The sequence below is a fragment of the Billgrantia montanilacus genome, assembly GCF_003336675.1.
Classification (GTDB): domain Bacteria; phylum Pseudomonadota; class Gammaproteobacteria; order Pseudomonadales; family Halomonadaceae; genus Halomonas; species Halomonas montanilacus.
The window spans coordinates 208,687-234,295 of the sequence record NZ_QPII01000002.1; the positions used below are offsets into that span (position 1 = coordinate 208,687).

The 25,609-nt window shown below is 59.0% G+C and carries 24 protein-coding genes; 10 read left to right on the forward strand and 14 right to left on the reverse strand.

The features are described 5' to 3' along the window. The first annotated feature begins 303 nt into the window (after nucleotides 1–303). Both DU505_RS03595 and DU505_RS03600 read left to right on the forward strand, forming a co-directional pair. The gene (locus tag DU505_RS03595) at nucleotides 304–1,191 is read left to right on the forward strand and encodes a LysR family transcriptional regulator (RefSeq protein WP_114477627.1); all 888 of its coding nucleotides are present in this window, start codon (nucleotides 304–306) and stop codon (nucleotides 1,189–1,191) included. A 130-nt stretch (nucleotides 1,192–1,321) separates the two neighbouring features. Further along, nucleotides 1,322–2,620 carry a hypothetical protein gene (locus tag DU505_RS03600; RefSeq protein ID WP_114477628.1) on the forward strand — a complete coding sequence of 433 codons (1,299 nt, stop codon included), beginning with the start codon at nucleotides 1,322–1,324 and terminating at the stop codon, nucleotides 2,618–2,620. Nucleotides 2,621–2,653: 33 nt separating this feature from the next. Here DU505_RS03600 and DU505_RS03605 read toward each other — a convergent pair whose 3' ends face one another. Then, nucleotides 2,654–3,169: a zinc ribbon-containing protein gene (locus DU505_RS03605; protein WP_114477629.1), complete on the reverse strand. Its 516-nt coding sequence runs from the start codon at nucleotides 3,167–3,169 to the stop codon at nucleotides 2,654–2,656. Between the two features lie 211 nt (nucleotides 3,170–3,380). On the opposite strand from DU505_RS03605, the gene leuS reads away from it, so the two are divergent. The 8 genes from leuS to DU505_RS03645 all read left to right on the forward strand — a co-directional run bounded on the left by leuS (nucleotide 3,381) and on the right by DU505_RS03645 (nucleotide 11,247). Continuing rightward, nucleotides 3,381–5,963, forward strand: a complete 2,583-nt coding sequence (leuS, locus tag DU505_RS03610; RefSeq protein ID WP_114477630.1) for a leucine--tRNA ligase — start codon at nucleotides 3,381–3,383, stop codon at nucleotides 5,961–5,963. 11 nt (nucleotides 5,964–5,974) lie between these two features. Continuing rightward, entirely contained in the window at nucleotides 5,975–6,460 is a 486-nt protein-coding gene (locus DU505_RS03615) for an LPS-assembly lipoprotein LptE (protein WP_114477631.1), read from the forward strand. A 10-nt stretch (nucleotides 6,461–6,470) separates the two neighbouring features. After that, the gene (gene holA / locus DU505_RS03620) at nucleotides 6,471–7,529 is read left to right on the forward strand and encodes a DNA polymerase III subunit delta (protein ID WP_114477632.1); all 1,059 of its coding nucleotides are present in this window, start codon (nucleotides 6,471–6,473) and stop codon (nucleotides 7,527–7,529) included. Nucleotides 7,530–7,622: 93 nt separating this feature from the next. Continuing rightward, a complete protein-coding gene (locus tag DU505_RS03625) occupies nucleotides 7,623–8,150 on the forward strand; it encodes a hypothetical protein (RefSeq protein WP_114477633.1) in 528 nt (175 codons plus the stop codon). Further along, nucleotides 8,147–9,268 (forward strand): GGDEF domain-containing protein, encoded by a 1,122-nt coding sequence (locus tag DU505_RS03630; protein ID WP_114477634.1) that lies wholly within the window; start codon nucleotides 8,147–8,149, stop codon nucleotides 9,266–9,268. The genes DU505_RS03625 and DU505_RS03630 overlap by 4 nt, the downstream gene beginning before the upstream one ends. 159 nt (nucleotides 9,269–9,427) lie before the next feature. Next, nucleotides 9,428–9,820, forward strand: a complete 393-nt coding sequence (locus tag DU505_RS03635) for a PA2779 family protein (protein ID WP_114477635.1) — start codon at nucleotides 9,428–9,430, stop codon at nucleotides 9,818–9,820. A gap of 13 nt (nucleotides 9,821–9,833) precedes the next feature. Next, the gene (locus tag DU505_RS03640) at nucleotides 9,834–10,781 is read left to right on the forward strand and encodes a PA2778 family cysteine peptidase (RefSeq protein WP_114477636.1); all 948 of its coding nucleotides are present in this window, start codon (nucleotides 9,834–9,836) and stop codon (nucleotides 10,779–10,781) included. Between the two features lie 37 nt (nucleotides 10,782–10,818). After that, a complete protein-coding gene (locus tag DU505_RS03645; protein WP_114477637.1) occupies nucleotides 10,819–11,247 on the forward strand; it encodes a DUF488 domain-containing protein in 429 nt (142 codons plus the stop codon). On the opposite strand, the gene DU505_RS03650 is transcribed toward DU505_RS03645, so the two are convergent. The 13 genes from DU505_RS03650 to DU505_RS03715 all read right to left on the reverse strand — a co-directional run bounded on the left by DU505_RS03650 (nucleotide 11,226) and on the right by DU505_RS03715 (nucleotide 25,592). Further along, nucleotides 11,226–12,458 carry an O-antigen ligase family protein gene (locus DU505_RS03650; protein WP_114477638.1) on the reverse strand — a complete coding sequence of 411 codons (1,233 nt, stop codon included), beginning with the start codon at nucleotides 12,456–12,458 and terminating at the stop codon, nucleotides 11,226–11,228. The genes DU505_RS03645 and DU505_RS03650 overlap by 22 nt on opposite strands. 3 nt (nucleotides 12,459–12,461) lie before the next feature. Then, on the reverse strand, nucleotides 12,462–13,505 hold the full coding sequence (locus tag DU505_RS03655) for an ATP-grasp domain-containing protein (RefSeq protein ID WP_181872717.1): 1,044 nt from the start codon (nucleotides 13,503–13,505) through the stop codon (nucleotides 12,462–12,464). Nucleotides 13,506–13,525: 20 nt separating this feature from the next. Beyond that, on the reverse strand, nucleotides 13,526–14,773 hold the full coding sequence (locus DU505_RS03660; protein WP_181872718.1) for a type III PLP-dependent enzyme domain-containing protein: 1,248 nt from the start codon (nucleotides 14,771–14,773) through the stop codon (nucleotides 13,526–13,528). Then, nucleotides 14,733–15,347 (reverse strand): sugar transferase, encoded by a 615-nt coding sequence (locus tag DU505_RS03665; protein ID WP_114477641.1) that lies wholly within the window; start codon nucleotides 15,345–15,347, stop codon nucleotides 14,733–14,735. Before DU505_RS03665 ends, DU505_RS03660 begins: the two co-directional genes overlap by 41 nt. Nucleotides 15,348–15,383: 36 nt before the next feature. Next, nucleotides 15,384–16,172: a phytanoyl-CoA dioxygenase family protein gene (locus DU505_RS03670; protein WP_114477642.1), complete on the reverse strand. Its 789-nt coding sequence runs from the start codon at nucleotides 16,170–16,172 to the stop codon at nucleotides 15,384–15,386. A gap of 27 nt (nucleotides 16,173–16,199) precedes the next feature. Further along, nucleotides 16,200–16,709: a GNAT family N-acetyltransferase gene (locus DU505_RS03675; protein WP_181872719.1), complete on the reverse strand. Its 510-nt coding sequence runs from the start codon at nucleotides 16,707–16,709 to the stop codon at nucleotides 16,200–16,202. A gap of 262 nt (nucleotides 16,710–16,971) precedes the next feature. Further along, nucleotides 16,972–18,228 (reverse strand): PqqD family protein, encoded by a 1,257-nt coding sequence (locus tag DU505_RS03680; RefSeq protein ID WP_114477644.1) that lies wholly within the window; start codon nucleotides 18,226–18,228, stop codon nucleotides 16,972–16,974. Continuing rightward, on the reverse strand, nucleotides 18,228–19,184 hold the full coding sequence (locus tag DU505_RS03685) for a phosphoenolpyruvate carboxykinase (ATP) (RefSeq protein ID WP_147273042.1): 957 nt from the start codon (nucleotides 19,182–19,184) through the stop codon (nucleotides 18,228–18,230). The genes DU505_RS03680 and DU505_RS03685 overlap by 1 nt, the downstream gene beginning before the upstream one ends. 531 nt (nucleotides 19,185–19,715) lie before the next feature. Beyond that, nucleotides 19,716–21,629 (reverse strand): asparagine synthetase B family protein, encoded by a 1,914-nt coding sequence (locus DU505_RS03695; protein WP_114477647.1) that lies wholly within the window; start codon nucleotides 21,627–21,629, stop codon nucleotides 19,716–19,718. Continuing rightward, nucleotides 21,630–23,477 (reverse strand): ABC transporter ATP-binding protein, encoded by a 1,848-nt coding sequence (locus DU505_RS03700; RefSeq protein WP_114477648.1) that lies wholly within the window; start codon nucleotides 23,475–23,477, stop codon nucleotides 21,630–21,632. Further along, nucleotides 23,464–24,591, reverse strand: coding sequence for a nucleotidyltransferase family protein (locus DU505_RS03705; protein WP_181872720.1), 1,128 nt, complete (start codon nucleotides 24,589–24,591; stop codon nucleotides 23,464–23,466). Before DU505_RS03705 ends, DU505_RS03700 begins: the two co-directional genes overlap by 14 nt. A 195-nt stretch (nucleotides 24,592–24,786) precedes the next feature. Beyond that, entirely contained in the window at nucleotides 24,787–25,308 is a 522-nt protein-coding gene (locus DU505_RS03710; RefSeq protein WP_114477650.1) for a lasso peptide biosynthesis B2 protein, read from the reverse strand. 2 nt (nucleotides 25,309–25,310) lie between these two features. Continuing rightward, nucleotides 25,311–25,592, reverse strand: a complete 282-nt coding sequence (locus DU505_RS03715) for a PqqD family peptide modification chaperone (RefSeq protein ID WP_114477651.1) — start codon at nucleotides 25,590–25,592, stop codon at nucleotides 25,311–25,313. Nucleotides 25,593–25,609 lie beyond the last annotated feature (17 nt).

Here is a 25,609-nt window from a genome sequence, read left to right on the forward strand (position 1 = left end):
TTGCCTGTCCGGTCTTGTATTGACGTTCTGCTTCAGGTGGCCATTGCAGCATCGCTAGCCAAGGGGCGCCGGGGACAGGTCGGAGAGGGGGTCATTTGCCATGGATGGCAAATGTAGCGTCCAGGGATGGATTTACAGCGCCCCCTCGAAGACCTTGTCGCCGGCAAAGCCCCTGCCAGCATAGATTGGCCGATTGACAGCCAGTCTTGCCCGACTCCATCATAAAAGCAATTCATGTTATTTATTCATTGGATTCCATACTGGAATACCAATTGGAAGACATCACTTCAACAAGGGAAGCCCGTGGATACCCAGAGCCTTCAGGCCTTTCTCGCCGTGGCCGACAGCGGCAGTTTCTCCCGGGCAGGCGAGCAGTTGCACCTGACCCAGCCCGCGGTCTCCAAGCGCATCGCCACGCTGGAAGACCAGATCAACGCGCGCCTGTTCGACCGCATCGGCCGCCGCGTCACGCTGACCGAAGCCGGGCGAATCCTGCTGCCGCGCGCCCGGCAGATCCTGGTCATGGTGGACGACAGCCGACGGGCGCTGGTCAATCTTGGCGGCAACGTAGCCGGCAGCCTGACGCTCGCCACCAGCCACCACATCGGCCTTCACCGCCTGCCACCGCTGCTCAAGGCCTATACCCGAAAGCATCAGAATGTACGCCTGGACCTGCAGTTTCTCGATTCCGAGCAGGCCTACCAGGGGGTGCTCGACGGTGAGCTGGAGCTCGCCGTGGTGACGCTAGCACCACACCCGGACCCACAGCTCGACGTGGTGGCGGTATGGGATGATCGGATGTGCTTCGTCTGCGCCCACGACCATCCTCTGGCCGGACGCGGGCGGCTCTCGCTGCACGAGCTATGTGCCTTCGATGCCGTGTTGCCCGGCCCCCTGACCTTCACCCGCACACTGATCGAGTCTCGCTTCGCCGCCACCGGTCTCGAACTGCCGGTAGCACTTTCCACCAACTATCTGGAGACGCTGAAGATGATGACCGCCATCGGCCTGGGCTGGAGTCTGCTACCGGAACGACTGGTGGCCGGTGAGCTGCATGAGCTGGAGGTGGATCATCCGCCTATCCATCGCTCCCTGGGCTATCTGATGCACAAGAGCCGAACCCTCTCCAATGCCGCCAGGGCGATGCTTGGCCTGCTGGAAGCCGCTCGTGACGAAGCTAGCCGGGACTGATATGCAGGAATCTTGTTAGACTGCTTATTAAACTGTGGATCAGCCTTTCGAGACGGAGCCTCCAGCCGACGTGAACTCGCCTTCATCGATCGCACCTTCATCGACCGAACCTTCATCAACCGAACCTTCATTGCGCCACAAACTGGCCGGGACTCTGATCCTGCTAGGCCTACTGTTGCAGATCCTGGGCTTCGTCGATCTGCTGCCGCTATCCCATCTGGTTGGCTACGCATTCTGGCTGGCAACGGCACTGCTGTGGCGCGACACGCCCCGCCGGACGCGCTGGCAGGCAGGGGCACTCACCGTCATCGGGGTGGGGCTTCTGGCACTGGCTCGACTGCGCTTCGATGCCGCCATTGCCTGGCCGGCGATACTGGATGGCAATACCTATGTGGTCGCCATGCTGGTGGGGGTCAGCTTCATCGGGCTGATCGGCAACCGCAGCGGTTCGAAGCGGCCGCTGGGAAGACCTGTCACCGGGAGACGCGGCACCGCTGGCACCTGGCTGGGCGTTCATATGCTCGGCACCATCCTCAATCTATCGACCGTATTCATGATCGGTGATCGGCTGGCTCGACGCGGCCCCTTGACCACGCCGCAATTGCTGGCCCTCAACCGGGGGCTCTCCAGCGCTGCCCTCTGGTCGCCCTTCTTCGCCTCCATGGGGGTGGTGATGACGCTGGCCCCGGCACTGGAGTACTCCCGGGTGCTGGCCATCGGCCTGCCGCTTGCTTTGCTCAGCGGGGCACTGACTACCTTCGAGCTATCGCGTCGCTTCGATCTCGCCGAGGTGGCTGGGTTCTCGCTTTCTCCACGCAGCCTGCTGATGCCACTGGCCATGGCCGCCCTGGTGATGCTGTTTCACTATCGCCTGACACCCCAGCTTGGCATCGTCAGCATCATTACCTTCCTGCTGCCCGCAGTGGCACTGGCCAGCAACCTGCCCGCCGGCCCTCGCTGGACGCTGTATCGCGTTCGTCAGCATACCCTGGTGCGATTGCCCGCCATGCGCGGGGAGATTGCACTGTTCCTGTCGGCCGGCCTGCTGACGCTCGGCCTCTCCACCGCCATTGCCGCCGCAACCGGCAGCGAATGGACACTGTTTGACCACTTTGGCGCAAGGGAAGCGATCTTCAGCTTTCTGGCCATCGTTGCCAGCGCCATCATCGGGTTGCATCCCATTATCGGCGTCTCGGTACTGGCTTCGATGCTCGACCTGGGAGCAGACCGTCAGACCCTGTTCGCCTTCACGGCCCTGGCCTCCTGGGCGGTCGGCACCTCGGTAGGGCCGCTGTCCGGAATCAACCTCTCGCTGCAGGGGCGCTACGGCGTCAGCGGCTACCGCATGATGAAACACAACCTGGTTTATGCGCTGGTAATGAGCGGCCTGGCGGTAGCTGCCATTCTGCTGCTGGACCGAATGGGGTAGCCCGCCCGGGCACCCTCCTCCTTTCGAACGCGTTTACTCGGAAACGCGATAGAAATAGCGATGCCCACACTGGTGGCAGGGTTCAATGCGCGTCACGCCCTCCAGTTCCACCATGGCGTCGCAGTGGACGCAGGCCATGCGGCCCGGGGCAGCCACTTCGCCTTCGCAATAATCGGCACGGGCCGCTTCCAGATCATCTTTCAGACGCTCGTTGTCGACGATGCTCCGGTCGGCAATGGAAAGCAGCGACTCCACCACCCGGCGCGACAGCTGGTCGAGATCGATTCCTAGCCAGGTGGCAACACTGCGACCACCGGCATGCAGGTAGCGGCGCATGTCAACCAGGTCACGCTCGACCCAGGCACGGAGCAGGGAAAGCTCATCCTTGGTGAACTCCTCGAGGTCGGCTTCGAACTCCACCGCCTCGTCGAGTTCACGCTGCAGGTTTTCCCAGGTCAGGTCGCGGGCGCCCTCCTGCATCCGGGCCAGCAACCGCTCATAGCCTTCACGCAGGCGATGTTCGCGATGGGGGTCGGGACGTTCGCTCATGTTCTTCTCCTCGAAGCGGCTCGCAGGCGGGGCCGGGCATGGCCGACCCCGCCCTACTGGGGTATCCTTGGTTACCATTTAGACGATATCTAGCCGTCAGTTCAACGTTTTATCGCCAAGAAGCGATCAACGCCTGACGCCGGACAAGACTCCGCCGACCCGCACCGTGCCCGCCACAGTGCCCGAACATTCAAGGTAAGCGCGAAAACCGATGGACGCACAGTACAAGCCCCAAGAAACCGAACACGACGCCCAGCAGTACTGGGACAGGAATCAGTGCTTCAAGGCGGTGGAAGATGCCAGTCGCGAGAAGTTCTATTGCCTGTCGATGTTCCCCTACCCCAGCGGCAAGCTGCACATGGGGCACGTGCGCAACTACACCATCGGCGACGTGGTCTCCCGCTATCAGCGCATGCAAGGCAAGAACGTCATGCAGCCCATGGGCTGGGACGCCTTCGGCATGCCTGCCGAGAATGCCGCGATCCAGAATCGGGTCCCGCCGGCCAAGTGGACCTACGACAACATCGACTACATGCGCAATCAGTTGAAGGCGCTGGGTTTTGCCTACGACTGGGGGCGTGAGTTCGCCACCTGCGATACCGACTATTACCGCTGGGAACAGTGGTTCTTCACCAAGCTGGTGGAGAAGGGGCTTGTCTACAAGAAGATGTCGACGGTCAACTGGGATCCGGTAGACCAGACAGTGCTGGCCAACGAACAGGTCATCGAGGGGCGCGGCTGGCGTTCTGGCGCCCTGGTCGAACGCAAGGAGATCCCGCTTTGGTTCCTCAAGATCACCGACTACGCCGAGGAACTGCTGGCCGACCTCGACAAGATCGAGTGGCCCGAACAGGTCAAGACCATGCAGCGCAACTGGATCGGCAAGTCGCGCGGCGTGGAACTCTCCTTCGATATAAAGCGCAGTGACGGCGCAAGTGTTGACCCCATCAGCGTCTACACCACACGCCCTGACACCCTGATGGGCGTGACCTATGTGGCAGTCGCGAGCGGCCATCCGCTGGCCAAGGCCGCTGCCGAAGGCAATGCCGAGCTCGCCGCTTTCTGCGAGGAGTGCACACACGGCGGAACCTCCGAGGCGGCGCTAGCCACCATGGAGAAGAAAGGCATGCCGACGGGGCATGTGGCGGTACACCCGCTATCCGGCCGTGAAGTGCCGGTCTATGTGGCCAACTTCGTGCTGATGGAATACGGCACCGGCGCCGTCATGGCGGTGCCCGGTCATGACCAGCGGGACTGGGAGTTTGCCACCAAGTATGGCCTGCCCATTGAAGCGGTAATCGCCGATGCGGACGGCCAGTCACCGGACCTCTCCGCGGGCGCCCTGGAAGAGTACGGCACGGTAATCAATTCCGGCGAGTTCGACGGCCTCGATTTCACCCAGGCCTTCGACGCCATCGCCGCCAGGCTCGAATCGCTCGGCCGGGGCGAGGTGAGGACCAACTTCCGCCTGCGCGACTGGGGGGTCGCCCGCCAACGCTATTGGGGGGCGCCGATACCGGTCAAATACGGCCCAGAGGGCCAGACTGTGCCGCTCAGCGACGACGAACTGCCGGTGTCGCTGCCCATGGAGGTCACCGTCGATGCCTCCGGTTCGCCGTTGAAGAAAATGCCCGAATTCTCGGACCTGGGCGAGGGCTGGACCCGGGAAACCGATACCTTCGACACCTTCATGGAGTCCTCGTGGTACTACGCGCGTTTCTGCTGCTCCGACAACCACGACGCCATGCTCGATGAGCGTGCCGACTATTGGTTGCCGGTAGACCTGTACATCGGTGGTATCGAACACGCCATCCTGCACCTGCTCTATGCGCGCTTCTTCACCAAGCTGATGCGCGACCTGGGTCTGGTGAAGGTCGACGAGCCCTTCCAGCGACTGCTGACCCAGGGCATGGTGATCGCCGAGACCTTCTATCGTTCGACGCCCAACGGCGGAAAGGAGTGGTTCAACCCCGCCGACGTGGAGGTCAAGCGTGACGACAAGGGCCGCCCAATCAGTGCAGTGCTGATCGAAGACGGCAAGTCCGTGGAAATGGGCGGCATCGAGAAGATGTCGAAGTCAAAGAACAACGGCGTCGATCCCCAGTCGATGATCGACCGTTTCGGTGCCGATACCGTGCGTCTGTTCATGATGTTCGCTGCCCCTCCCGAACAGTCGCTGGAGTGGTCCGACTCCGGTGTGGAGGGTGCCAGTCGCTTCCTCAAGCGCTTGTGGCGCATCGTTTTTGAACACCTCGAGGCCGGTGAGCCTGGCACGCTGGATAGCGCATCGCTCGACGATGCCCAGCGTGAGCTTCGGCGCAAGACTCACGAGACGATCAAGAAGGCGAGCGACGACATCGGACGGCGTACCACATTCAATACCGCCATAGCCGCAGTCATGGAGCTGACCAACACCCTTTCGAAATTCGACGACAACTCACCCCGGGGCCTGGCCGTGGCACGCGAGGCGATCGAGGCCAGTGTACTGCTGCTTTCCCCGATCACGCCTCACGCCTGCCATGCCCTGTGGCATCACCTCGGCCATGACGAGCCCGCTATCGACGCTCGCTGGCCTCAACTGGATGAAGGCGCCCTGACACGCGACACGATGGAACTGGTGGTGCAGGTCAACGGCAAGCTGCGGGCACGTATCGAGTCACCGGCCGATGCCGACAAGGCTGCCATCGAGGCCCAGGCACTCTCTGCCGAGAACGTGCAGCGCCACATCGAGGGCAAGGCGGTCCGCAAGGTGATCGTAGTGCCCGGCAAGCTGGTCAATATCGTAGTCGCGTAAGGAGCAGGCTAATGCAACGACGCACCTTCCTAGGGCTATTGCTGACCGGTAGCGCCAGCCTTGGCCTCTCAGGCTGCGGCTATCGTCTGCGCGGTCTCGATACGCCAGGCCCGGCCATCAGCGAACTCGCCATCTCCGGCAGCGACAGCGATTTTGCCGGAATGGTGCAGGAAAGGCTGGAGTCCGGCGATACACATGTGCACGCCCATGCCGCCCTGGTGCTCAATCTGGGGGACGAGGAGTTCCGCGAACGCCCCCTTGGCGTACAGGATACGGGCCCCCGGGAGATGGAAATGTCCCTTCGCGTCCCCTTCTCGGTTCAGCGACGATCCGATGGTGCCTATCGGCTGCCTCAGCAGTCATTAGAGGTCGTCACCCGCTTCACGGTCAGCGATGACAACCTCCTGGCACAGGAGGAGATCCGCGAGGAAGCCCAGCAGGAGCTGCGTCGCGATGCGACTCGCCGTCTCCTTGACCGGCTACGCTCACTGGAATGACGAATAGACGATGAAGGTCTTTGCCGACAAGCTTGCCGACGCGCTGGACAAGAAGCTGCCCCCGGTGGTCATCGTCGCCGGTGATGAACCCCTGCAGCACATGGAAGCCTGCGACACCGTCCGCTTGGCCGCGCGATCCCGCGGCATCGAAGAGCGGGATATTCTCCATGTGGAAGCCAACTTCGCCTGGGGACGGCTACGCGAAACCGCCGCCAGCATGTCGCTGTTTGCCTCCAGCAAGCTGATCGAACTGAGGCTGGGCTCCAGCAGCCTGGGCCAGGAGGGAGCCAAGGCACTCAAGGAGCATGCCGGGGAACTCGAGCGTAGTAATGATGTGCTCCTGGTCTCCATGGGCAAGCTCGACTACCGCCAGCAGAAGAGTGCTTGGTTCCAGGCGCTCGACAAGGTGGGTCTGTTCGTGCCGGTATGGCCGGTAGACCCCTCTCGCCTCGGCTATTGGCTGCGCGACCGCGCCGAGCGTCACCAGTTGATCCTCGACCTCGAGGCCGCCCGCATGCTGGGTGATCGAACCGAAGGTAATCTGCTGGCTGCCGATCAGGAATTGCAGAAGCTCTCCCTGCTGCTGCCCAGGGGAGCCCGTGTCGGCCCGGCCGAGATCGCCAGTGGCGTCGAAAACAGCGCACGCTACGACGTCTTCACCTTGATGGATGCCTGCCTGAAGGGGGAGCGTGAACGGGTGTCACGAATCATGCGCGGGCTGCGCGGTGAAGGCGTCGAATCACCGATCGTGCTCTGGGCGCTGACGCGTGAGCTGCGCACACTGCTCTCGCTTCATCAGCACCTGGACCAGGGCCAGAGCTTCGAACATGCCTGCAAGGCCCAGAAGCCCGCCATCTTCGACAAGCGTCGACCGGCCTATCAGCAGGCCATCGCTCGACTACCAATGAAACGACTGCACAAACTGCTGCTACTGGCCCAGCGCCTGGACCTGGCGATCAAGGGTGCCAGCCCACTGCCATTATGGGACGGCCTGCATGACCTGGCCCTGACACTGGCCGGCGGCCGTGGCCTGCTCGCGGAACTGCCCTCCTCATACCGCGTGGGTTAACGCTTCTGATTTAAAGCGTTAACTCTGCGTCAGATATTCGGCCTGGAATCCTGCCATCATCCCCTTGAAAACTGCTGCCTGGGAGCCATCCGCATGAGCCGCCCCTCACACCTGACGCTTTCACTGGTCGCCCTGACGACCTGCTTGTTCATGGCGCTCGCCATGGCGCCCGTCAAAGCCACCGAGGCCGCCCCCAGCGAACTGTCCCCGTCACAGGATGAGACACCCATTCTCACGCTGCACAGCGACGGCGAGCGCCGTCCCGTTAGTCGCGCCGAGATCGAGTCATCGCCCCTCCATGAGGTAACACTTCAGCATTTCGAAGGCCCGCAGGGGAGCTTCGCGGGTGTGTGGCTGGACGACTTTCTCGACTCCCAGAATCTTGACGCTTCTGCCACGCTGCGGCTTATCGCCCACGATGACTATACGGTCTTCATCACCCCCCAGGATCGTGAAGAGACGCGCTACCTGCTCGCCACACGCCTCGATGGTGACCCCCTGACGCTTACGGAGTTCGGCCCCACCATGCTGATCATACCCGCCGATGCCCAGGCCGTTGAAGCAGGCACAGCGAGCATGACCCACTGGATCTGGTCGATTCGAGACATTCAGGCCCAATGAGCCAACGCCAGCACCGCACCCTGAGCTGGCAGTTGGCCTTGGGGTTCACCCTGTTGGCGGGGGTCTGCGCCCTGACGATAGGCTTCTACGTGGTCAATGCACGTCAGCACGTGGGGGCCAACTACACGGCACTGGTCGCCGATGTGGTGCGTGCCCAGCAGCACCCCGTGCTGCTCCGCCATACCCTGGATCGACTGCAAGAGTCGCCCGAACGCGCACCCGAAGAGCGCCTCGGCAATCTGCTGTGGCGCATACCGCAGCATATCAACGGCGTCAGTCATGGCCTGACCAGAAGTCAACTCGACCCGGCCGAGTATGTCCCGTCGCTCGACACACTGCATCAGGCGGCAGCGCAGTTGCCCGAGCTACAGAACCGGGTCGATGAGCTGCAAGCCGGTGTCGTACCGGTCGAGCTGACGCGACTCGGTTACGAGATCGAGAACGAGATGGCACGAGCCTATAGCGAGCTCAATGAACTGATCCACGTCGCAGCCGCCGAGCAGCGCATACTCATGGAACGGCTCACCTGGGCAATCGGCGCCCTGGTCCTGCTGGTACTGATAGTGGTCGGCGGGCTCATGCTCGCTCTGTTACGTCTGCATCGGGAACGTGAAGCCGTGAAGCGCCTCAGCCTGGTCGACGAACTGACCGGGCTCGGGAATCGACGCTACCTTAAGGAAGCCGCAGATCGTCTTCACGAACAGAGCCTGCGCAATGGCAAGCCACTGAGCATAGCGCTACTCGACCTCGATTTATTCAAGCAGCTCAATGACAGACTGGGCCATCCCACCGGCGACGGCGTACTGAAGGCCTTCGCCAACGCCGTGCAGGAGGAGACGCGTCAAGCCGATATCGTGAGTCGAATCGGAGGCGAGGAATTTTGCATCCTGATGCCTGACACATCGTCAGAAGGGGCTTTTGAAGTCGCCGAGCGGATTCGCCACCGCATCGCTGGACTCACCGCACCGACACTCGGTGCGTCCACGATGCTCACCGTCAGCCTTGGCCTGGCCACCGGCCAGAAGCAGGGTTCTGACTTCGACTCACTCTACTCACGCGCCGACAAGGCCCTCTACACAGCCAAGGCCAATGGGCGAAACTGCACCCGGATCGCCTGAGCCAGCCATTATACATGATGCAAGAGCATGAAATACCACGGCCTTTCTGCTTATACTAAGAAGACATCGTTGGAGTGCAGGACGTGTCCAGCTCGCCGCGATGGCGACATGGATCATTCAAGAGCCGGAAGCCCAATCCAAAGAAGAAGGAAGATCGCCATGAAAAGATTCTACCGTTACCTCAGCCCGCTGCTGATCCTCGCCCTGCTGCTGGGAAGTGTCTCCGTGGCCGCCGCCCCCGTGCCTACCAGTGATCTGGTGACCACCCAGGCGGCCCTGAGCGCCGAGCGCCCCGATGCCGATCGCGAGCGGATCCAGGAAATCCTGTCCCGGGCCGACGTCCAGGAGCAGCTCATCGCCCAGGGCGTGGATCTCGATGAAGTGGACGCCCGGGTGGCCGCACTCTCCGATGATGAAGCACGCCAGATGGCCGAGCAGCTCGAGCAGCTGCCCGCAGGCGCCAGTGTCGTGGGTGCACTGCTGTTCGTCTTCGTCGTGCTGCTGGTCACCGATATCCTCGGTCTGACCAACGTCTTCCCCTTCACGCGTTGACACAGGACGCCTCATGACAACCCGCCGATTTCGGCAGCTTCTGAACGCCCGCTTTGCGGGCGTTCTGCTGTCGGCTGTCTCGATGATGCTCGCCGGCTGTGCCACCACTCCGCAGCTGGCCGATGCCACGGAAGCCTCTCTGCCCATGCGGGCTCAGATCGATGGCGTGCCATTCCACGCCCAGCGGGAGTACCAGTGCGGTCCCGCATCGCTTGCCATGGTACTCAATAGCCAGGGTGTCGATGTGACAGTGGATACCCTGATTCCGCAGGTCTTCATTCCGGATCGAGAAGGCAGCGTTCAACCGGAAATGCTGGCAACCACCCGTCGCCATGGCGTCATCCCCTACGTACTGAACAATACCTTCGATGCGCTGCTTACTGAGATCGCGGCAGGCCACCCCGTGGTGGTGATGCAGAATCTATCGCTTCCAGCCTGGCCCATGTGGCATTACGCCGTGGCCATCGGCTACGATCGAGAGGCCGAGGAGATGATCCTGCATAGCGGCGAGGAAGCGGAACGCATCGAGTCATTCCGACGCTTCGACGCCACTTGGACTCGTAGCGACCGCTGGGCTTTCGTCGCACTGCCGCCGGGGCAACTGCCCGAAGCTATCGGCGCATACCAGGCGCTCGATGCAATCGCCTCCTACGAGCAGGTACAGGGGCCACAGGCAGCACTACCCGCCTGGGAAGCCCTGGTCAGCCGCTTCCCGACGTCGGCCATGGGCCACTTCGCCCTGGGCAATGCGCGCCATGTGCTAGGCGATCGGGACGGTGCCATTGAAGCTTTCCGCGTAGCCGTGCGCCATGATGATAAACTCGCTGTGGCCTGGCTCAACATGGGGCTGTCGCTGCAGCATCGAGGTGACGCCGAGGAGGCCCACCATGCCCTATCGAGAGCGGCGAAAATCCCCGGCCAGTGGCAGGCAAAGGCTCGTGAGGCATTGAAGGAGCACTAGGGCGTACCAGGTCATTCGCAACAGGAAGAGCCAGACCATGAGCTACGAGATTGTCCTCAAGCGCATCTACAGCCCGGCCGAGGCAGGGGATGGTGCCAGGGTGCTGGTGGATCGCCTCTGGCCTCGCGGCAAGCGCCGCGAGGGCCTGGCCCTGACGGAGTGGTATCGTGATGCATCCCCCTCCACGCTACTCAGGCGCCAGTACCATCAGGGTGAGATCAGCGAAACCGTCTTCGCTGCACGCTACCGGGGCGAGTTGCGCGATGACCCTGCCTGCCTGACGCCCCTGATGCGCCATGCCCGGCGCGGGCGACTGACTCTGCTCTCTGCGGCCCGCCACCTCGACGATTCCCATCTGCCTCTGCTGCGGGACGCCCTGCTTCAGGCGCTGCAGGACGAGGATGCCGCCGATTGCGAACCGGCCTCGCCTCCCTGTTTTGGGCATCAGCTTGATGAATCCGAGTAATCCGCACTGGGCGGCAGGGAGACATACAATCCCCAGATCACACAGAGCCAGCCGGTGTAGGCCGCCACACCTGCCGAATAGGCCATGAACGCATAGCTCAGTCCGAAACCGGCAAAGCCGGCGGGAAGCAGCAGACCACAGGTTGCCAACGCTCGCCTTGTCGGATCTCGGGCGCTGATGCCTTTCCGAAACAGATAGACCGGCAGCAAGTAGATAGCCAGCAGCGCGGCCAGGCCGAAAACACCACGTCGCACCCAGGCATCAAGAAGGTCGCTGTGGGCATGCCAGTAATTGGAGGTGGCAGGATCCAGTCGACCTTCCGCCGAGAGCTGCGCCATACCCTCCAGATATCCTGCACTCCCCCATCCCCTCAGCGGATGCTCACTGATCAGCAGAACCGCACCCCGCCATATCTCTAGACGGGCAGCAGTGGCCACTGTGCGCTCCCCGGACAGGTAACGGCAAGCATGCTCTATGCCCAACGCCAGCCGTGCCTGAACCCCCATCTGTGGAATCGCCACGGCTGAGACCACTAGCAAAGCCCCAAAGACAGCGAGCTGCACTCGACGACGCACTGTTATCCAGCCACCGAACGCCAGCAACCATATCGCCAGAAGCCCCGGCAGCACCACCCAGCCGCCCCGGGTCCCTGAGAGCAACGAAGCAAAGCTTCCCAGCAGCACTCCAATGGCCATCACGCAGCTCCAGAAAGCGCGCTCGGGCTGGCGCCAGGCCCAGTTGAACCCAACCAGACAAAACAGGCCCATCATCAAGGCCAGATTGCCGAACAGGATCGCATGCAGGGGGTCATGTCCCGCGGCCCTGTCCGCCCCCAGCACCAGTACCTGGAATATCGCCCAAGCTCCGGCACCGGAAGCGCCCAGTGCCAGGCCACCCCAGAACCAGACGGGATCCAGCTTGACACATTGCACGACCCATGCGACCGGACAAGCCAGCAGCACCGGCCATATCAGTTGCCAGGTCGCCAGAGTTTCACCATGCCACGCCGCCAACGCCAGCCAGGTCACGCCGAACAGGGTCATGAACAGGGGAGGCAGAAGCACTGTCAGGGCGGCAACGCCTGTTCCCGGTCGCATCATGCAGAGGAACATGCCAGCGGCCAGCCCCAGCAGGAAGATCTGAAAACCATGAGGCACCAGTAGTGACAAGCCACCCAGCGCTAGAACCCCCAAACCACCCCAGATATCCATGGGCTAGCGTCCCACCGGCTCGATAAGAGTAGTCGAAAGGCTTTCGTCGATTCTCACCAGGCGATCGCACTTGGCCGAAATAATATCGTTACGTAGCGAATCCCAGCCAACAGGAGCATCGCGGCCCTCGGCCCAAGCTATCAAGGCGGCAGGCACATCGGCCCCTGCTTCGGCACTGAACGGATACCCGCCACCGAAACGCGGATTGAGTTCCAGCACAAAGCACGAGTCACCATGGAGGAACACATCACAGTCCAGATTGCCGACATGCCCTAGCGACTCACCAATCCGCCTTCCCAGCTCAATCAACTCCGGACGATTCTCTGTCACAGCCCTGTCGGTTTCTCCGCCTCGCATGGCCAACTTGCGTTTGGCAAAGGTGGTTCGGTAACGGCCATTCAAGTCATTGACCACATCCAGACCATATTCTTGACCTGGCAAAAGCTCTTGGATTAGCAAACCTTCCGCCCTGGTGGTTCCGTTACTAAGTCCCATCTTGGGCAGACGCAACCTCCCATAGTCCCAGGCCAGCCTGAGTTGCTTCAGGTCATCAACCAACTCGATGCCCAGCGATGCTGTGCCCCAGCGTGGTTTCACCACCAGAGGAAAGGCCACGTCACCGCTATCCAGGCCTGCCAGGGCCTCCTCAAGAGAGGCATAGGTTATAGGAGCACCCAGTCCCACCTCATTGAGAAATCTCGCCGTCATCAGCTTGTCAGCTGCCAGCTTTATAACGTCGGGACGTGAGACCACCACCTGAACTCCCTGAGCAGTAAACTGCTCCTTTGCAGCAGACAGGATCGGCAGTTCGTGATCATTGAGAGATAAAATCAGTCCCACTTCACAGGATATGCTGAGCTGTAGCAGGTGTTCTACATAGTCGGGCGCGTCTACACGGGGCACTACAAACGCCTCGTCTGCCTCCTGCAGTGCAGCGGCATAGCCGGAGCAATCAGCGGCCAGCACACGCCCCCTTCCCCTCAGGGCATTCCGAAAATACGCCAGCAGATAGTTACGCCTTCCGGCGCTGGTAAGAAGGATGTTCATGCTGGGCTTCCTCGAGTTCATCAAGTGCTTTGGTTGCGATAGGAAGCCAGAATATCGTCGGGCGATTCGGCCCGCTTCAGCAGGCGTCCCTGGAAATCCACCACCGCGGGACAGGGCACAATGAACGGTGGCGTGTAGTTCAATGAGTAGGCACCACGGTTCTCGAAGACCACAAAGTCACCGATATCAAGGCATCCCATGAACGATTCGCAAATGATGTCATGCTCCATACAGGTATTGCCTACCAAGCGATAGTCCCGCGGTGCGTCGCCTATAACCGACAGAGATGACGACACCACTCTCAGACTCGGCCGGGCAGCCGAACGGGTAGCGTTGAGACTATTGATGCCGGTATCGAGCAAGGCCTGCCAGCCCCCTCGACGCTGCCTGGTCTCGACGACCGGCGCGACCAAACACATGGTGTTCGCCACCATCGACGTACCAGGCTCCACGACCAGGCGCATGGATGCCGCAGGGGAGCGGTGTATAAGAGCACGGCCAATAGCATCGGCGTACTCGGCAAGGCTCGGCACCGCATAGGGAAACTGCTCCCTGAGTGACGAGGGCATGTCGCCCAGCAACCCTCCGCCGATATTGATCGACCGGATGGGATGTCGATGCATCAGGTCACCGGCCAGGCTACAAAGACGTTCTACCCGCTCCACGGGGTCAGCCACACCCAGCTGGCGGCGGGTGGCATGGCAGTGCAGCTCCACAACCTCGACACCCGGGATTGTATCTAGCGCCATGAGCGCCTTATCCAGCTCTCCGGTTTCCACCTCGAAGCCAAAACGGCTGGCCAGCTCAGGAAAGTCGAAGCTGACCCGCAGGCCCACCTCGACATGATCGAACTCCGGTGCAATCTTCTTCAGCAGTTGGATTTCCCGGAAGGAATCCAGGTTGACCTGACTACTGTCATCAAGCGCCATTCGCAGATCCTGCTCTCGCTTGACCGGCCCGTTGAAGATGATTCTGTCGCCAGGTAATGAGGCCCTGGCGATCTGATACTCAAAGGCGGACACCACTTCAGCCCAGCCATCCAACTCGGCCAGCACACGACCGATCGGGGGCATGTAATTGGCCTTCATGGCATAAGCCAGCTCGGTTTTCGGCCAATGACGGCGAAGCTGGTCCCGCAGGTCGAGATAATTGTCCTGAAATTTACGCGCATCGAAGAGATAGAAGGCGCCACCCACCCGATGGGACACAGAAGCCAGAAAAGCATGATCAGGCGACATGTCGAAGCCCGAGCCGCCTGCGATAATCATCCAGCCGCCCCTGAGGAGCCGTATACAATATACCCTCACGCTTGAGCACAATAAAGAAAGTGGCATACAGGATCTTCAGGTCCAGCCATAGGGTATGGCGCTCGACATACTCAACATCCAGTTTCAGCTTATTCTCCCAACTTATGTCGTGGCGACCATTAACCTGAGCCAGCCCGGTCACGCCTGGCCGAACATCGTGGCGACGGCGCTCGTCTCCAATAAAATAGGGCAGGTAGTCCATCAGCAATGGACGCGGGCCTACGAAAGACATGTCTCCCTTCAGGATATTGAAGAGTTGCGGTAGCTCATCGAGACTAGCGCGCCGAATCATCAGTCCAAGTCGTGTAACACGTTCTTCGTCAGGAAGGAGAACGCCCTGCTTATCGACCGCTTCTCGCATCGTTCTAAACTTTATCACTTGAAAGGGAATTTCACCTTTACCCGGCCGCCATTGGCGAAAAAATACATCACCACCCATGGTCAACTTTACCAAAATCGCCACTACCAGCATCAGTGGTGAAAGTGCCAGAAGGGCTATGCTGGCCATGAAAACATCAAAAGCTCTTTTAATCATAGCGCGGAAACCTTAAAATAATAAATAAACAAATCATCATCCTTGATCAGGATGATACAGCCTTTTATCCACGGCCTGATACCATTCATCTAACGTCACAGGAACCCGGGAGTTATAACCCAGGACCTGGCGAGTCAATGGGGAGAGAGAGTCTCCGTACACTTCACCCAGCATGCGTGCATAGTCCATGGCTGGTTTGACGAAAGCTCGTCCATACCCAACAGTCAAGGCGACTCGTGGGCGAGAGCCTAATATCGTAACTCCCTTGTGCCACAGGGTGGAATTGAAGAGCACAACTGATCCAGCTCGGCCCACGAAGCGTTCATGATAGCGTCCAAACTCCTCATCGCTGGGCCTGTCGGGCCGGTTGTGTGACCCCGTCAATACCATGGTGCCGTTTTCTGAAGTGAAGTCATCGCACATTACTAACATATTAAGCTTTAATGGATATCCTGGGATCAGGGTTCGTACATCACGATGCAACTTGTGTACATAGGTCGTCACTCCCGGAAATCCACCAATCGGTGTGAGTGAGTTGCAGATATAAGGCTGGTCATCAAAATATCGCGAAATATAGGGGTGAAAAAGGTGCATGTCGACATAGCGATCTATGCTGTCTCCCGATCCTAGGCAATGGTGTGCCGTGCCGTCGCCTGATCCATTAACACCATTTTTAATCTGATACTTCTTGCATATATCGACCCACTTCAAGCAATCATCTCTAAGCTCCTTAACAAAATCATCGGGCAAAGCTTCCTCGAAGATTACCCAGCCTTTTTCGTGCATATCCTGCTCAAATTTTTCGAGTGTAACTCCCCCCAACATCTTAAATCCCTCACTGTTGCCCCGATGCTAGTCTATGACACCAACCCGGTAGTCTGAGGCCCTGCAAACACTGTTATATAAAGCAAGATCAAGCCTCATAAAAACCTGGCCATTACGGTCACTCTGCAGCGCCTGAAAGCCCAACCGACGGTAGAACCGAATGGCCCTGTCGTTGTGACGGTTGACCCACAGGGTTACGCCCATGAATCCATGTGACCTGGCCGCCTCGACGACATGGTCAAGAATTTGTTCTGCCAGCCCGCTGCTGCGCAATATCGGCGAGATCATAATCAGAGTGATAAAGGCACTGTCCTGCAATTCGTCATAGGTATAAAAGGCGCAGAAACCCTGACACTCATCGTCCACCTCCAGAAGGATAAACTCTGCCAAGCCCAGGATCTTGTCGATGTAAGGATTGAGATCTGAATGAATAAGCTGCCCATCTTGGCACTCCTGCTCTACAGCAATAAGAGCACGAAGCTGCCCAGCTCGGGCACTAACCTCGTCACGACTCGCATGCCATAGTCGGATGTTCATCATCACTCCTCCCCCACCCATCTCCCTGTCACGACAGCCTATTTTCATTGTCGCCCTGGACATTGGCTGATGCCGAAACCGTAATCAGCTTCTGCAGTCAGCAACAGGCTTTACAGAACTTATCAATCTCCTCACGAAGTGTTGCATATAAGCCATTCCGTTGCCGTACGATTTTTCTCAGGCATTCCGAACGGAGAATATCAGTCTCAAAATTGCAACAGAGCCACCAGCCAACAGGTCAGTCCCTGCTGCCACAACGACTTCATGCAACGGAGCCACCACCCCGAGGTATTCCATCGCATTGCACGATCAACCCCTCCGAGCGCATCTGCTCCACCAAGCTGCTCATGTCAGCCCCAAGCCATTCACTCGCTACCTGGTAGCGGGTCAGCAACACCTGAATGGCGTGCTGCATAGAACCATGCGTCATCAACAGCTGCCAAAACTCCGCGCTGATGCCGGCCAGGCTATATACCCTGGCGCCGATGCCAGCCCGTTGAGGGATCTTCGCAACGATCACCTCGTTGCCTCGGCAAGACCAGAGCACGCGATCATGGGCCCGAACGTCGGCCTCGGAAATCGGCATATTCAGTGTCAGGGGCGGTAGATAGTCCACTGCAGGATCACCTTCAAGCCGCTGCAACAGCCGACGACGCTTGAGGCTACGCGACGGCGGCACCACATCCCAGCCTTCCATAAAGCGCCCTTCCGTTTCATCCCAGCGCCGCGTTTGCGGTGTACACCAGGCAAAGGCAACGCCCAGTGTCTGCCCCAGCCAGTAGCCGTCACCGCCGAGTTGGGCGAGACGCTGATGCTTCCAGGCGGAATAACCGACATCGTCCGAAGTCGGCGAGGTATCCCTGAGACTGGCCCCTGCCAAGCAGTTCACCACCCTGGGCTCTCTAGAGACAATGCTCGCGCACAGCGCCTCCGGCGCATAGAGGGGACAGAAAACCACGGAATGGGTGACGATACGGTTCAGGCTTTCGCGGAAACGGGTGCCGGACAGGCTGCAGTCGTCAATCACGAACAGCATCCTGCCGGCATGAGCCGCCTCCAGGCTAGTGAGCTGGTCGGGGCGCAAGTCAAGATGGTAGGCGAGCATTCCCAGCACGAACAGGCCTCCTCGGGGAATGGCAGCAAACTGCGCGGATTGAAGAATGTCGGTACCGAAGACCATGACCAGCCTATCCGCAAGCTGGCCACACACCTCCTCTGCCTGGGAATAGTCGACGAAAGCACGTTCATGTAGAAGGACATCAAGGTGCTCTCTGAGCTGTACCAGCAGTACCTGCTGCTCTTCGGTAAAGGTGCCGGCCACCGCCAGCAAGGGCACGGGCTCACACCTCCCGATCAGTACCGAACCCGGCAACCGACACCAGAGCGGATTGGCACGAACGGCCGCGGCCAGTTCCTCGACTGCCGAGGGCACGTCCGACTTCCCGGTCACTGATAGCAACCTAGCAGTGGGGACTTGGGCGCCGTCATGGAGCGTCACCATCAGATTGTCTGCACCCACTACTGAGCCTCCAGGTCACGCACGATGGCCGCATGCACGTCGGCCAGATGACAGAAGCCGTTCGGATAGCTCAAGCGCTTGACGGGGATGGAGCGTGCTACACGTACCAGATGGATGAAGCGATCACGCTGCATGGGAGTCGACTCGAGGACATGGCCGAGGAAGGAGTGCCTGGCCAGCTCCGCCACCGCCCTGGCAGGCGGCAGAGTCTCGATGACCGGGCTCTCGTCGTTCCCCCTTTCGAGCAGGTAGATCGTCCCCACCGGATGGGAGCCTGGATCGTAACTGCCTAGATCCGCCACCGGCACACTCAGCTTGGTAAAGCCCGGGTGAAAACGGGGGTATGATCTGCCTCCCCCCTTCACGAAGCGTTTGAGTTGCTCGGGTGTCAGCTTGACCAGGGGAAAGGCCGAGCGGCAAAGCACCTTACCCGCCCTCTCCTCCACAGCGGCGATATCATCTGCCATCAAGGAAAAACCTGCCGCGACCATGGAGGTCACCAGAGTGCTCTTGCCTGCCGCCTTGTTTCCGGCCAGTAGCACGGCCTGATCGCCAACAACAATGGCGCCCGCATGCAGGGCCAGGATACTCTGACGCTCCAGGTAGCAGGCCATGACATGCCCCAGCAGCAGGACATTGATCATGTAAGCCAGTCCCGGCTCGACGAGCCGACACTCGATCTCCCCCGGTCGCAGATAGAAGTCGGCAATCCCTGGAAAGCGCATCAACCAAGCAGACCCACTCGCCTCGAAAAGCTGAACGGAAGGCTCCCCTGTATCGTTGAGACTCTTGCTAAGGTAGAGGGTATTGCCTATGGAAAGTTGAGTTTCGGCCGGATCAGCCGTCAGGCATCTGAAAGAGAGCTCGGGAGCCGCCGACGGTAAGGGTTCTGCCATGGGAGTGGGCAGGTCCATATCGGCGAGGGTTTCGAAACCAAACAGACGGAATCGGGGCACGGCCCCCCCTCCAAGCAGTGAATCCTGAGGCAAGAGCGGCCAAGGCATCAAGTGCTGGCGCATCTAGGAAAAAGCCGCGGCCTTGAGGCCGTGCCTCGGTCCTACTCATAGGATGCCCGGTCGGCTTTGGCGAACCCCGGAGTCAGGCTACGATGTTTAAGTGAACCCGAGTGTCGCGCTACCGTCATCACGGCCAACGACTTTGCCGGCAGGATTGTAGGCGATATCTCCGGCACCGCCAGAGCCGCCAGCGCGAGTCAGGTCCGACACGGCGCCCCAATGTTGGAGCTGAGGGGGCTGATACCTTGCCCTGCCGTTGGACTGGCGAGCGTTTTTTGCATTGTTGTCCATTACTACCTCCCTGATCATCGAAGATGATCCAGTCATGTCTGGTGACCCGAATATCAACCGCCGCCAGTACCGTTGAAAATATCGCTTACCGGCCCAAGTTACATATTGTTTGCAAAAAGCATTGACTGCAATACATTCATCTGCGTCAAGAGTAAAATCAGCATTACGTATGACATCCTTCTAAGCCCACCAGCGACGCAGCCAGAGTTCAAGCGATAGCGCAGGCCAGAAATCGACTTCTTGAGGGTCTCCGCGACAATGGCGGCGGAACAGCGCCCGATACTGTGCCTCGTCGACAAGGCCAAGAGCCGCGCATCGACTATCCGTCATCAAGTCAAGCACTGAGTCATGAACCACATGACGAATCGCATGTTCATACAGGGGTTCCGGTATCACCTTCCGACAGTGCAGGAGCGCCTCATCCGGCATGATGCCTCGTATTGCCTGGCGGGCAAGACGTTTTGGCTGACGAAACCTATCGACCTGATGCTGTGGGCAGGCGAGAACAAAGTCTGCCAAGCGCCGATCACTCCACGGATCTGCCATGACCAGACCATGGGCGGCACAGTGTCGTTCCGTGAGTCGCATCACGCTCATGACCAGAGGGGAGAAAATCTGGCGATAGCGCTCGCGGTGAGAGGCTCGGCTCCAGGCGTTGGAGTCGGCAACCAGGGGGTCCCTGTCGGGCAAGCCGCAGCGCAGAGCCAGGTCTGACGTCACGAAGGAGGGCAGCCGATCTTGCGGGGAGTAAGCGGGCAGCAAAGCGTCGCTGAAGGGGGCCTGCCTTACGGGCCTTGTCAGAAAACTCAAGGCATCATCCAGCACTGGCCTGATCCCGAAACGATACAGGCCTCGAGCCCGACTCAGCCCATGGCCAAGTCGGAGGCAAGCCAGTTCACGCCGCGCCTCGCGCCAGCGTCCTTCACGAATCAGGCCCGACAGATCGTGAACCAATCCTCCCGCCACGACATCGCCACGGTAGCCGAACCAGGCGCTGCGGCAACCATCTTCCGCAGCGCCTTGCAGCACCTTTTCGACGAAGCCCTGATAGATCAGGTTGAAGGGACCGTCCTCGTCCGGCACATAGGCAGCCAGATTCATCAAGGGGTAGGTCTGCTCGGCCGGAATCTCGGTGACAGGAATGGAAAAGCGATTGGCAATGCGGTAGATATTCTCTCGCTCATCACACTCGGGGTGTTGTGTGAAGGCCCAGCTATAAGCCCTGAGTGCAGGCATATCCTGACCCTGCTCAGCCAACCATCCCGCAATCGATGCGACACTCCCCGAATCCACCCCGCCGCTCAGAGAGATGGCGGCAGGCGAGGCCACCCGGGAACGACAACGCACCGCCTCGACGAGGAGCGAACGAAAATGCTCGGCGTATTCGCTGCTGTCCCGATAGTGCAGCCGATGGCAGGGATCCGGCTTCCATATCACACGCCGCCGCGCCCTGCCACGCACATCGATCTCGACCTCCTCACCAGGCAGGACCTCATCGATTCCCTCAAAGAAGGTACAGCCTGGAGGGGTTTGCAGGTCAGAAAGATGCCAAGCCATCGCTAGGCGATTGGGACGCCTCGTCACCCCTTCCACGGCCAGGATCTGGCTCAGCTCCGTGGCAAACAGAATACGCCCCGGCTCGACACGAAAATACAATGAGCGCATGCCCATGGCATCGCGCGCCAGCCGCAGGACTCGCTGCCGAGTATCCCAGAGCGCATAGGCAAAATCCCCGAGTAACCTACCCGGCCCCTGAAGCGGGTCATGCAACAGAGTCCCGAAGATCAGGCGACTATCGGATGCCTTATCATGCGTGGCAAAGCCCGGGGGCTGCCAGCCAAGGCAGGACTCTCGGTTGTCCAGACGTCCGTCTGCCGCGAAAACCCAACGTCCCTCCTCGTAGACTTCAGGCCGGCACTCCCCTGTGCCATCCGAGGAGATATCTCGGGATAGACAAGCCATCCCCATACCCGCCTGGTAATGACAGAAGACATCGTCGAACAGTCGATGCTCACACCTCAATACCATGGCTGCCATCTGAGAAGGCGCGACTGGACGCCCGTCGAGGCTCACGATGCCGCAAATGGCACTCATTCAAGCCTCGACCTCTCGATAATAGTATGCCTGCTGGCTGAAGAGCGCGAAGTACATGCCACCCTGGTGAATCAACTCGTCGTGGGTACCCGCCTCACGGATTTCCCCGTCATCCAGAACATAAATGTAATCCGCCATTCGCACCGTGGAAAGCCGATGGCTGATTACCAGAGCGGCGCGATGGTCGATCCGCTCGCGGAAGTTGGCGAACAGATCGAACTCTGCCCCCGGGTCGAGAGCGCTGGTCGGCTCATCGAGAATCAAGATTTCAGACTGATGCATGAAAGCCCGCGCCAGCGCCACCTTCTGCCACTGGCCGATACTGAGCTCACGCCCCTCATCAAACATGCGCGTGAGAGGGGTATCATAGCCCTTATCCAGCGACTGAATAAACGAATCCGCCCCGGATCTGATGCTTGCCTCTTCCACCATGGGAGTATCCAGTGGCTGATGTATATCACCGTAACGAATATTATTGCGTACCGTATCGGCATATTTGCCGTAGTCCTGAAAGATCACGCTGAACTTGCTCCGATAATCGTCCAACGAGTACTCCCGCACGTCAACTCCATCCAGGATAATACGCCCAGAAGTGGGATCATAAAGGCGACAGAGCAGCTTGATTAGTGACGTCTTCCCGGACCCATTAGCCCCGACCAGCGCCACGATCTGTCCTGGTCGGATGGTAAGGTCGATACTGCGCAAGACCTCACGGGTGGTACCGGGATAGAGAAATCCAACGTTTTCGAAACATACGCCATCATTCATGCGGGTGGGTAGCGGTTTTGGGAGAATAGGCTCCGAAATTACAGGACGCACATCGAGAAATTCGAACAACAGCCCAATATAGAGGTGATCCTCGTAGAGCCGCGACAGCTGAAACACCAGTTCCTGCCCCATGGACTGGGCGCGCTGGAACACCAGTAGAAAAAGCACCAAGTCACCGACGCTATTTCGGCCTACGGAGGTTTCCCATGCCAGATACCCTAATGCCGAAAAAAAGGCCGCCGTGGCCACGGTGGCCACGCCCACTTCAACGATGGTTCGCTGTCGGCTGATAGCCAGCCGCTCACGACGTATCAAGGCTTTGAGCTCAGCGTACCGATCGCGCAAGAAATCACCCAACTGATTGAGACGTAGCTCCTTGGCGTTGATATCCGAGGTCAGTAACCAGTCGAGATAGCCCGCTCGGCGCTCCATCTGTGTCCGTCTGAGCTCCCAGTCGTATAGTTTTCGGGTGAAGCCTAGCCGCACCAGTAGTGCCGGCACGATGGCCATAACCAATAGCGGAAGAAGCATCCAGTTGATGGTAGCCAACACAGCCACGATGGCGGCCAGCATCAGTGTATTCTTGACCAGCAGCATCAGATTATTGACAACTTGGACAGGTCTCTGACTACCCGACTGGCGGGCACGCTGCAACGTATCGAAGTAGCGTGGGCTTTCGTAATAGGCGAGGTCCGCCCGCACGGCGCGATCGTGAATCGCGCTATCTATGCGCTCGGCCACCAGCAAGCCCTGGGTTTCTCTGGCCAGCCCGGAGAATCCTCGAGCAGCCAGGAATACCAGCGAGCACAGCCCGGTTACCGCCACCGCCCACAGCACGAGCTGAATATCGTCTGTCGAGGCATCACTGCCTAGCATCGTCGTCACCACATCAACGAGATACTTTAGAAGAAACAGCATCACCAGGCCGAAGATGATCTCGAGCACCATCAGGCCGGCGGATATTAGTGCCCACTTGCGGCTGCTAGCCCAAAGAATGGGAAAGATTCGCCGCAGGGTGGTAAGGGGAGCCATCAACTTGCTGATGTAAGACATAACGTCCCATTGGCTAGTCAGCGTCATGATTTATCAAGCGACGCCGACATGCCAGCAAAGGCCGCAAGAAGCAATAGAGCCACTGCCAGCCGCTGGGCAAAGGCCTTACTCGGTACTCGGCATAGCTTGGACGAAACCTCCGCAGCCAGCCCAGCAGTTTCCAACTCAGCCTATGGCGGCGGTCGGTCTGCCAGTGAAAGGCGTAATCAGGCGTCGCTTTCTTGCTCGCGAGATGGTGCTCAAACAACACATCACCCTGCATGGCTTCGAGAGAGAACTTCAAGAGAGCATTAAGCCGCTCGTCCTGGTTGTCATGCGGCTCGAACTCGGGTGAGCCCAACAACTCGGCCATTTTCACGCAAACCTCGACCGTGGCGGTCAACCCGTGACGCTCCGCACAAGCATAGGCTTTCTGGCGATCGAAACTTGGGTGGCGTTGAATTGCGTCGAGATCGACCAGCCAGTGCAGGTGTGACCAGAAGTGCTTAGTGTGGTGCCAGCAAATGTAAACAAAAAGCTCATCGGTTGGCAGCACCGACACCTCGGCACTACCCACGCGAGCTGGCTCAGCCCGAGCAATTAACGCACGCGTATCATACACCGTACCGATATTATCGATCTGAGAGTGGAATTCGATAACGATGTCCCTCGGCGACAGCAGCGTTATCACTTTCTGGTAGCGCGCCACGAAGGCCAAACTGACAGGATCATTGCCCAGATCCTGAGGCACGAGCGGTGTGTATCCCGCCGCCAGGGCGCGAGCCAAGAGTTCAGCCATCCGCTCTCTGGGCACCAAAATGTCGATATCACGAGAAAAACGCATGGCGGGCTCGTCATAGTAGCAGACAGCCAGCGACGGCCCCTTGAAGGTGACGTAGGGAACTTGCAGCGGCAGCAGCAGTTGTTCGTGGATCTCTGCCAGGTTCGCTATTACGTTCAAGTCATGCCGATACAGCGCCATGACTTGATGCTTTATCAGGACCAGCTGCTCGGCAGGTAACGAGGAAGGCTCTAGATGACGCAGGTGGCGATACACGACAGGAAGGATAAAGCGATCCATTGCCGTGTGGCGAACCGCCTCCCAATCGTTTACCTCATTGCAGAGTTTCCACGCCGCGCTTGCCTGGGCATCGTCAAGCACCAGACGAGACAATAATAGTATTAAGCGAAACTCCGTGCTAAGCACTGGTGATCGAGAGGTTAATGCCATAATGTCACACCTCTGGTGGATACTGGAAAGCCAGTGAGGCCACAAGGGTCACGCCATCTGAAAGCGACTTGCTCTAATCGCTAAACACACATCAAATTTAGAACAACGCTAATTGTCGTTAAATGCTTAGCAATTTTCACTATCAATGCTGATATTTATATGAGGAGATAGGTAAGATCCAACCAATGCATAGCTAGAAAATCCATACCCACCAGTAACGCAAACAGGCCCGGCAACAAGCCAAACGTGAGCCTGGCAATCCCTGGTAGATGCGCAGCGGCGTAGCCCAAAGGAGAGAAGATAGGGCACGCGATAAAGCCGCAGCATAATCAATGCCGTTAATGCCTGCGGAAAGCAATTGGATTCCCAAGGTGTATAATGCGAAACAACACGCACCACATGTCCTACCTGTATTGCGCGGTTCTGCTGCTTGGAATCCAGCAAGGGAACCAGTACTGACACACCCAGCTTACGCCCTAGAAATTTCTCCATTTGACAAAACTTAGCTTTTAATATCATTATCTTGCTGACACCCAGCAAACACCATACAGGGAGGAACCATATTTTGAAAAAGGCTGGCTTGGCAACAAGTGAGCGTATCTTTCGGACTAAGCGAGCATGCAATTTCGTGAGCAAAATACCGAACATGGCTAGTGATTTATCTCTTCAAACAGGCCTGCATCCAGCATTTTTTGAGCAAAATCCAACGTATCTGCCTCACAGGAGACGGGGTCAATATCATAATGCTGGCAAAGCAACTCTACCAGATTATCGATGCGGACCGGTTCTTCCGTCAACCGCCAAATGTGTGCCGCCAAACTACTTAAGCCAAAGTATTGGCCACAATCTGCACTCATCATGACAACTTCCTCATCCACTCCTGCAGCAATAATGTCGGGATTTCGCCGCACAATCGAATCGGAATGAATCATCAAAGATTTCTCCAAGT